6 protein-coding genes and 1 pseudogene are annotated in these 8401 nt (G+C 57.6%); 2 read left to right on the forward strand and 5 right to left on the reverse strand.

The window, feature by feature from the left end; all coding sequences use genetic code 11:
• Nucleotides 1-73: 73 nt before the first annotated feature.
• The 5 genes from leuC to Q0K07_RS07535 all read right to left on the reverse strand — a co-directional run bounded on the left by leuC (nucleotide 74) and on the right by Q0K07_RS07535 (nucleotide 7081).
• On the reverse strand, nucleotides 74-1333 hold the full coding sequence (gene leuC / locus Q0K07_RS07515) for a 3-isopropylmalate dehydratase large subunit (RefSeq protein WP_294558168.1): 1260 nt from the start codon (nucleotides 1331-1333) through the stop codon (nucleotides 74-76).
• Nucleotides 1334-1468: 135 nt separating this feature from the next.
• Entirely contained in the window at nucleotides 1469-3025 is a 1557-nt protein-coding gene (locus Q0K07_RS07520; RefSeq protein ID WP_294558169.1) for a 2-isopropylmalate synthase, read from the reverse strand.
• Between the two features lie 361 nt (nucleotides 3026-3386).
• The gene (locus Q0K07_RS07525; protein ID WP_294558170.1) at nucleotides 3387-4439 is read right to left on the reverse strand and encodes a tetratricopeptide repeat protein; all 1053 of its coding nucleotides are present in this window, start codon (nucleotides 4437-4439) and stop codon (nucleotides 3387-3389) included.
• Nucleotides 4440-4445: 6 nt separating this feature from the next.
• On the reverse strand, nucleotides 4446-4874 hold the full coding sequence (locus Q0K07_RS07530) for a hypothetical protein (RefSeq protein ID WP_294558171.1): 429 nt from the start codon (nucleotides 4872-4874) through the stop codon (nucleotides 4446-4448).
• Between the two features lie 23 nt (nucleotides 4875-4897).
• On the reverse strand, nucleotides 4898-7081 hold the full coding sequence (locus tag Q0K07_RS07535) for an AMP-binding protein (RefSeq protein ID WP_294558172.1): 2184 nt from the start codon (nucleotides 7079-7081) through the stop codon (nucleotides 4898-4900).
• 231 nt (nucleotides 7082-7312) lie between these two features.
• Here Q0K07_RS07535 and Q0K07_RS07540 point away from each other — a divergent pair, with 231 nt between their 5' ends.
• Both Q0K07_RS07540 and Q0K07_RS07545 read left to right on the forward strand, forming a co-directional pair.
• Nucleotides 7313-7981 carry a site-2 protease family protein gene (locus tag Q0K07_RS07540; RefSeq protein ID WP_294558174.1) on the forward strand — a complete coding sequence of 223 codons (669 nt, stop codon included), beginning with the start codon at nucleotides 7313-7315 and terminating at the stop codon, nucleotides 7979-7981.
• A gap of 37 nt (nucleotides 7982-8018) precedes the next feature.
• Nucleotides 8019-8401 (forward strand): annotated as a pseudogene (locus tag Q0K07_RS07545) (tryptophan--tRNA ligase); the annotation flags it as partial.

Below are 8401 nucleotides of genomic sequence, written 5' to 3' on the forward strand. Positions count from 1 at the left end.
AAGCTTCGGGCTGCTTCCGCTTCGGAGAAGACGCCGCGGCAAGCGCTGCGGCGCTCCTTCCGAAGGGGGGAAACTACAGCGCGTCGGGGCCGGTGATGGCGCCGGTCACAGCGGAGGCGGCGGCCACGCAGGGGCTTGCGAGGTAGAGTTCCGATTCCAGGCTGCCCATACGACCGCGGAAATTGCGGTTGGAGGTGGAGATGCAGCGTTCGCCGTCGCCGAGCACGCCCATGTAGCCGCCGAGGCAGGGGCCGCAGGTGGGGGTGCTGATGACGCAGCCTGCGTCGGAGAAGACCTCGAACAGGCCCTCGTCCATGGCCTGACGCCACACGGCGGGCGTGGCCGGAATGACGATGCAGCGCACGCCCTTTGCCACCTTGCGGCCGCGCAGGATTTCCGCCGCGTCGCGCATGTCGGAAATGCGGCCGTTGGTGCAGGAGCCGATGACCACCTGATCCACGCGGATATCGGAAAGTTCGGACACGGGGCGCGTGTTTTCAGGCAGATGCGGGCAGGCCACCACAGGTTCCATGTCCGTCACGTCCATGGTGACGACGCGCTCATATTCCGCACCCTCGTCGGCGGCAAGGGCCATGGGATCGGGCGTGCCGTGGGCGCGGCAGTATGCGGCCGTCATGTCGTCGGAGGGGAAGAGCCCGCACTTGCCGCCCGCCTCGATGGCCATGTTGGCCATGCAGAGGCGGCCTTCGATATCCACATCCTTCAGCGCGGAGCCGCCGAATTCCAGGGCACGGTACAGCGCGCCGTCCACGCCGATTTCACCGATGAGGCGCAGGATGAGATCCTTGCCGCGGATCCAGCGGGGCATGGAGCCTTCGATATTCACGCGGATGGTGGCGGGCACCTTGAACCACAGCCTGCCGAGCACCATGCCGCAGGCGATGTCCGTGGAGCCGAGGCCCGTGGAGAAGGCGCCTATGCCGCCGTAGGTGCAGGTATGGCTGTCTGCGCCGATGACGAGATCACCGGGCTTCACCAGGCCCTTTTCCGGCAGAAGCGCGTGTTCCACGCCCGCGCAGCCGCCTTCGTAGTAATGGGTAATGCCCATTTCCGCGGCAAAGCGGCGGGATACGATGACCTGGTTGGCGGAGGCAATGTCCTTCTGGGGGGTGTAGTGATCCATCACCAGAAAGACCTTGTCCTTGTCGAACACCTTTTTCGCGCCCATGGCACGGAAGGACTTGATGGCGAGGGGGCCGGTTATGTCGTTGGCGAGCACGCCGGAGAGGGAGCATTCCACAATCTGTCCCGGTTCGCGGACTTCCTCGTCGGTGTGCATCTGCAAAATTTTCTGGGCAAGCGTCATTGCCATGATTGATCTCCCGGAGGGAAAGCGGGTTCGCGGCCCGGGCGGGCCGCAGGAGCGCTCCTTTTCCGGACAAGGCGGGAAAGGAGCTGAAAACAACCGGGCGGCCACCCGGAAAAGGCGCCGCCCGGAACATGCGGACTAGTCCACAGGGTTCTGCTTGTAGCTGATGACGTCCTTTTCCTTGTGTTCAAGGCGGTTCAGGGCGTCCACATAGGCCTTGGCGCTGGCCACGATGATGTCGAGGTCGGAACCGCGGCCCGTGGCGGAATACTTGCCGTCGCGCAGGTGCACGGACACCTCGCCCTGAGCGTCGGTGCCGCCGGTGATGGCGTTCACGGAGAACTTCTCAAGCTCGGCACGGGTGCCGCAGATCTGGGAAATGACGTTGAAGGCCGCGTCGATGGGGCCGACGCCGAAGCCGGCGAGACGCACTTCCTCGTCGTGATCCTGCATGACCACGGCCGCGGTGGTGGGCATGGTGGAACCCATGGTGGTCTGCACGCAGATATTGCTCAGGCGGAAGCGATCCGGGATGCGCATGCGGTACACTTCGGAGAAGACAAGGGCTTCGAGGTCCTCGTCGTGAATGCGGGCCTTCTTGTCCGCAAGTTCCTTCATGGCCGCGAACACGGCGTTGACCTGATCGTTGTCCAGGCTGTAGCCGAGTTCCTCAAGGCGGGTGCGCACGGCGTTGCGGCCGGAGTGCTTGCCGATGACGATGTCAGTGGACTTGCGGCCCACGGCCTGCGGGGTCATGATTTCGTAGGTGTTGCGGTTCTTCAGCATGCCGTCCTGATGGATGCCGGATTCATGGGCAAAGGCGTTGCTGCCGATGATGGCCTTGTTCGCCGGAATGGGACGGCCGATGATGAGGGAAAGCAGATGGCAGGAGGGGTAGATCTGCTCGGTGACAATGGAGCTTTCCACGCCGTAGTATTCGGGGCGGAGCTTCAGGGCCATGACGAATTCCTCAAGGGAGGCGTTGCCCGCTCTTTCGCCGATGCCGCTCAGGCACAGTTCCGCCTGACGCGCACCGTTCTTCACCGCGGCGAGGCTGTTGGCCACGGCAAGGCCCAGGTCGTCGTGACAATGCACGCTGAACACGGCCTTGTCGGAATTGGGCACGTTTTCGATGATGTAGCGGATGAGCGCGCCGAATTCGTCGGGCTGAGCAAAGCCCACGGTATCGGGAATGTTGATGGTGGTGGCGCCCGCTTCAATGGCGGCGGTCACGATGCGGACAAGGAAGTCAGGTTCGGAACGGGAGGCGTCTTCCGCAGAGAATTCCACGTTGGAGGTGTAGGAGGCGGCGCGCTTCACCGCGGCCACGGCAAGTTCCACCACTTCGTCGGGCGTCTTGCGGAGCTTGTATTCCATGTGGATGGGGGAAGTGGCGATAAAGGTGTGAATGCGCGGATGGCGGGCATGCTTCACGGCTTCCCAGGCGCGGTCGATGTCCTTGAAGTTGGCGCGGGCAAGACCGGCCACCTGAGCCTTCTCCACACTCTGGGCAATGGCCTTCACGGCCTCGAAGTCGCCTTCACTGGCGGCGGGAAAGCCCGCTTCGATAACGTCCACCCCCAGCATTTCCAGCTGACGGGCGATGCGGATTTTTTCGCTGAGATCCATGGTGGCGCCGGGGGACTGTTCCCCGTCGCGGAGCGTGGTGTCGAAAATAATGACGCGGTCGGACATGATGTTCTCCTTCGTTTGCGGGGCCTTCCCCTTTTTGCGGCGCATATACACTGTTCCTTCGCCGGGGTGAAAGCCTATAAAAAAGGCTGCCCCGACTTCCGACGGAACAGCCTTTTACCTGTCATTCGTCAGAAATCACGATATATCCGGGCACAGCAGCAGACCGGACAGTCGCCCGCAAAGAAGCAGCAGGGAAGAAGCGAAGAGGACTTCGTTCTTCAAGGCGGCGGTATTGCGGACGTTGTACATCGTGACTCCCTGCGCTTATGAAAAGCGCCTTTTTTTGCAACACTACGCAAAGCGCATGTTTTTTTCAAGAAAAAATGTGAAGGGAGACAGAAAAAATTTTAAAGCCTTTCTTCTAGCTCTTGCCTTCTCGAAAATCTCCTCGAAGCCACTCAAAATTTTTCTTCGCTTCCTTATGCCCCCGGGCCGCAGCTTTTTCATACCACTCCATAGCCTTGGGAATATTCCGTTCCACTCCCCATCCGTTTTCATAGCAGCGCCCGACATTATATTGTCCGGTGGAATGATTTCCCAAGGCAGAACGCCTGAAGAGTTCAAAAGCCTTCTGCGTATTTTTTCGGACACCTTCTCCATTGAGATAACAGTTTCCAAGATTGTTCAAAGCCCATAAATTTCCTTGTGCAGCTGCTTTTTCGTACCAGAAAACGGCCTTTTTCAAATTTTTAGGTGTACCTTTTCCATTTTTTAATTGCAGCGCCAAGTCATATTCTCCCCATGAATACCCTTGTACCGCCGCTCTGTAATACCATGTTACAGCATTTTTGAGGGAACGAGCAACTCCCTTTCCACGTTCATAGGCAATACCAACGTCAACCTGAGCACGAAAAAAATTTTGTTTCGCTGCCTTTAAAGACCAAAAAAAGGCCTTCTTTAAATCCTTCTCAACACCACTTCCATTTTTATAACGACATGCAAGATAATACTGGCCTTCAGGATGTCCCTGTTCTGCAGCTTTTCTATACCAATCTGCTGCAATTTTAATATTATGTTCTACACCTGCACCATACCCATATACTAATCCAAGTAAAACTTGATATTCTGCATTTCCTGCATTAGCTTCATTTTTAAGACGATTCTCAACTCTTTTATAAATTTGAAAAGCTTCATTATCATGTCCCATACGTTTTTTAACAACTGCAAGCAGGACCGTTGCAGGAATATTATTCTGACCTGCTGCTTTAGTTAACCAGTATTCAGCCTTATCAAAATAATTTTTATGCACTATATGATTATAATACAATTTTCCAAGCTTATACTGATATTCATCGTTACCTGTCTTTATTCCATTTATTATTTCAGATGGAATATAAAATTTATTTGCATATGATATTTCATAATTAAATAATATTAAAATAAAACAACTAAAAAATAAAATTATCTTTTTCATAATATATCAATTATAATACAAAACATTAAAATTAAACGTTACCGCATCAAAATGTTTATCTGTTTTAAATTCCTTATAAAATGGAATCCTTTCTGCTATTCCAACATTACCTGAATTCATACGAATAGACTCGACAATTTTTCCTCCATCTATAAGAAGCATATGTATATTAATATCATCATATTTAACAACGTGCATTGTCATATCCATAGTTCCTTCAACTATATAAATATTACCTTCCTTAGGTTCAAGTGTATAATTAAATATTACATTTGCACCATTACTACTTCCCATAGTAATTGTTTCCATAATAGGCAATCCATCATATTCACTATGAGGAAAAGAACGAGATATATATCTTCCTTCATAGGGATGTGTACAGGCACTAAGCATAAAAATTAAGCTAATACAAAAAATACTAAAACATTTATTCATATATATCTCCTCTTGTCAAAGAACTACCCCTTTTCCAGCACCAGTTCCTTGGCCTTGCGGTAATCGAACTTGCCCGAACCCAGAAGCGGCGCCTGCTTCACGCTCACGATGCGCTTGGGCGTCCACAGCGGGGAAAGGCCGCGGCTTGCAAAGTGCGCGGCAATGCGGCTTGTGGTGACATCTTCGGTATCAATGACCAGGGCGAGCTGTTCGCCCTTGCGCGGATCGGGAATGGAGACCACGCCGAGCACGGCCTCGGGCCAGATTTCCCGCAGGGCCTCCTCCACCGCGGCAAGGGAGACCATTTCCCCGCCTATCTTGGCGAAGCGCTTGGCCCTGCCCCGGATGAAGATGAAGCCTTCATCGTCCACATGCACGATGTCGCCGGTATCGTACCAGCCCGCGCCGTCGTCGCTGGTGGCGCCTTCGGCAAAGGCGGCGGCAAGATCCTCATCCACCGGAGGTTCCAGCACGCCGGGCGCGGCGGAACGCATGTAGCCCAGCATGACATTGTCGCCCTTCACCCACAGAACGCCGGTGTTCTCCTCGTCGATGCCGGGCACGGGATGCAGGCGGCAGGCCAGCCCGGGCACCATGCGGCCCACACTGCCCGCGCGGCGGTAGGCGGGGGTGTTCACGGCAATGAGGGGCGAGGTTTCCGTGGCCCCGTAGCCTTCAAAAAGATCCACGCCGAACTTTTCCAGCCATACGCTGCGCGTGCTTTCGCGCATTTTTTCCGCGCCGATGATGACGAGGCGGGCGTGACAGAAATCGTAGGGGCGGCCGTAGCGCGCGTATCCTGCGCAGAAGGTGTCCGTACCGCAGATGATGGTGGACTGGCTCTCATAGAAGAGGCGCGGCACGATGCGGTAATGCAGCGGCGAGGGGTAGAGAAAGACGCGCACCCCGGCAAGCACGGGCAGAAGCGTGCAGATGCCGAGACCGAAGGCATGGAACATGGGCAGGCAGTTGAAGAGCTTGTCCCCTGCGCCCACGGTGAGCATGCTGAGGGCCTGATAGCGGTTGGAGGTGATGTTCACATGGCTCAGGAACACGGCCTTGGGCACGCCTTCCGTGCCCGAGGTGAACATGACGGCGGCCGGGTCCGTGCCCGGGGTGGAAGGCGCGGAGCGCATCCATGCGCCGAGGGCGCCGAAGAGCTTGTCGGACAGGGTGAGGTTCTTGGCCACATCTTCAAGATAGACGAGCCTGAGTCCCGCATCCTTGAGGGCCTGTTCCATGGCCGTGAGGTCGGCCATGGCGAGAAAACGGCGGGAGGTGAGCACAAAGGAGAGCTGCACCGTGGAGCAGCAGGAAAGCACGGCGGATATGCCCGAGGTGAAATTGAGCATGGCGGGCACGAAGCCTGCCGAATGCAGGCCGAAGAAGGCCACCAGCCCGGGCAGGGACGTGGGCAGAAGAAAGCCCACCCTCTTCTCGCCCCGGAACAGGCGACGGAAGGCGCGGCCCAGCACGGAAAGCTTGAGCAGCAGCGCGCCGTAGGTGAGAACGTGCCTGTCCTGATCCTCGGCAATGGGGAAGCGCCTGCCGGAAAGGGCCACGGCGTCCATGAGCACCTGCATGATGTTGCGCCGGTCCATGCCGGAACGGTACTCAAGCTCGGTCATGATGTCGTAGAGGCGTTCGCCCATGCGCCTGCGCCTCTCGCGCGGGGGCAGGCCTTCCACGGGGCTGAACTTCTGCACTTCCAGCACGCTGACGGTGATGCGGGGGAACCAGCGGCGGCGGCCCTTGTGCCGCGAATAGGAGAACATGGAGCTGATGGCGCCGTCGATGCGCACGGGCAGGAGCGAGGCGCTGGCCTTTTCCGCAATGACGCCCGCCGCCTCAAGAATGCGGGTATAGCGCGGATCGTTGCCGAGACTGCCGCTGTGGAACACCATGCAGCGGCCGTTTCTGGCCAGGGCGTGCACCAGGGAAACCGTGGCCGCAGGACTGGCAAAATCGAAGAACTGCGTGTCGGTCAGCGCACAGACGGGGCGCATCCACCACTTGTGCTCCAGCGCCCTGTCGGCCAGAAGCGTGATGCGGTCGGGCAGCATGGCGGCCAGAAGCAGGGGATCGATGATGGAGCCGGGATTATAGAGAATGAGGGTGCGCGGCCCGGCGGCGTCGTAATGTTCGCGGCCGCGCAGTTCCACGCGGTAGATGAGCCTGAGCAGGTGACGGACAATGAAACCAAGCATGCGATCTCCCTGATTCTGCGGCAAAAGCTCCGCGCCCCGTTGATGAAGGCGCTTTCGTCATCATGCCCAAAGGCCCCCGTTTTGTCGAGTACCCGGCCCGCAACACTCCTGCATGAACTACGTTTCCTTAAAACATACGGAGAGTACCGTGAAAAAAGCGCCCTGATGCGGAAAAGGAAGCGGGCCGGGCCGTTGTTGCGAAGCGGACGCAAATATGGTATCGAAGCCCCCATGTCCGACTTACACCTTGCCGCCAAAATATCCTATGTCGCCGTGGCCTTCGTGCCCGTGCTCCTGGGCATCATCCTTCACGAAGTGGCCCACGGCTGGGCCGCTCTGCGCTGCGGCGATCCCACCGCCCGCATGCTGGGCAGGCTCACGCTCAACCCCGTGCCCCACATCGACCCGGCGGGCACGGCCGTGTTCGTGTTCACGGCGCTGTTCTCGCCCTTCGTGTTCGGCTGGGCAAAGCCCGTGCCGGTGAACCCCCGCTACTTCCGCAACTACCGCAGGGACATGCTCCTTGTTTCCGCGGCCGGGCCCTTGAGCAACATGGTTCTGGCCATGCTCTTCGCCGTGGCCCTGCGCCTTCTGCTCTTTGCTCCGGCGGAATTTCTCATGAACACCTCCACGGGGAAATTCCTGCTGGAAATGTGCCAGATAGGCATTTCCGCCAACTTCGCCCTGGCCTGGATCAATCTTCTGCCCATACCCCCGCTGGACGGGGGGCGCATTCTGGAAATGCTGCTGCCCGGGCAGATTTCCCTCCAGTTCCAGCGTGTGGAACGCTACGGCTTCCTTCTGCTCGTGCTGCTGCTGGCAAGCGGTCTCATGAGCTCCATCCTTCTGCCGCTCATCCGGGGTTCGTGGAACTTCGCGCTCTGGGTCGTCGGCATCTGACCCCTTCCCTTCTTTCCCATCCATCAGGAGACACGCCATGACGGCGAACCAACGCACTGTTTCAGGTATGCGGCCCACCGGGCCTCTTCATATCGGCCACTATTTCGGCGCCCTCAAGAACTGGGTCGAAATGCAGAAAGACCATGAGGCCTTCTTCTTCGTGGCCGACTGGCACGCCCTGACCAGCAACTATGCCGACACCACCCGCCTGCCGGAATTCGTGCGCGACATGGTGGTGGACTGGCTCTCCGCCGGTCTCGATCCGGAAAAGTGCGCCATCTACCGCCAGTCCGACATCAAGGAAACCGCGGAACTGCATCTTCTGCTTTCCATGATCACCCCCCTCGGCTGGCTGGAACGCTGCCCCACCTACAAGGAACAGCAGCAGCAGATCACCGACAAGGACCTCGGCAACTACGG

The organism is uncultured Mailhella sp. (assembly GCF_944324615.1).
Classification (GTDB): domain Bacteria; phylum Desulfobacterota; class Desulfovibrionia; order Desulfovibrionales; family Desulfovibrionaceae; genus Mailhella.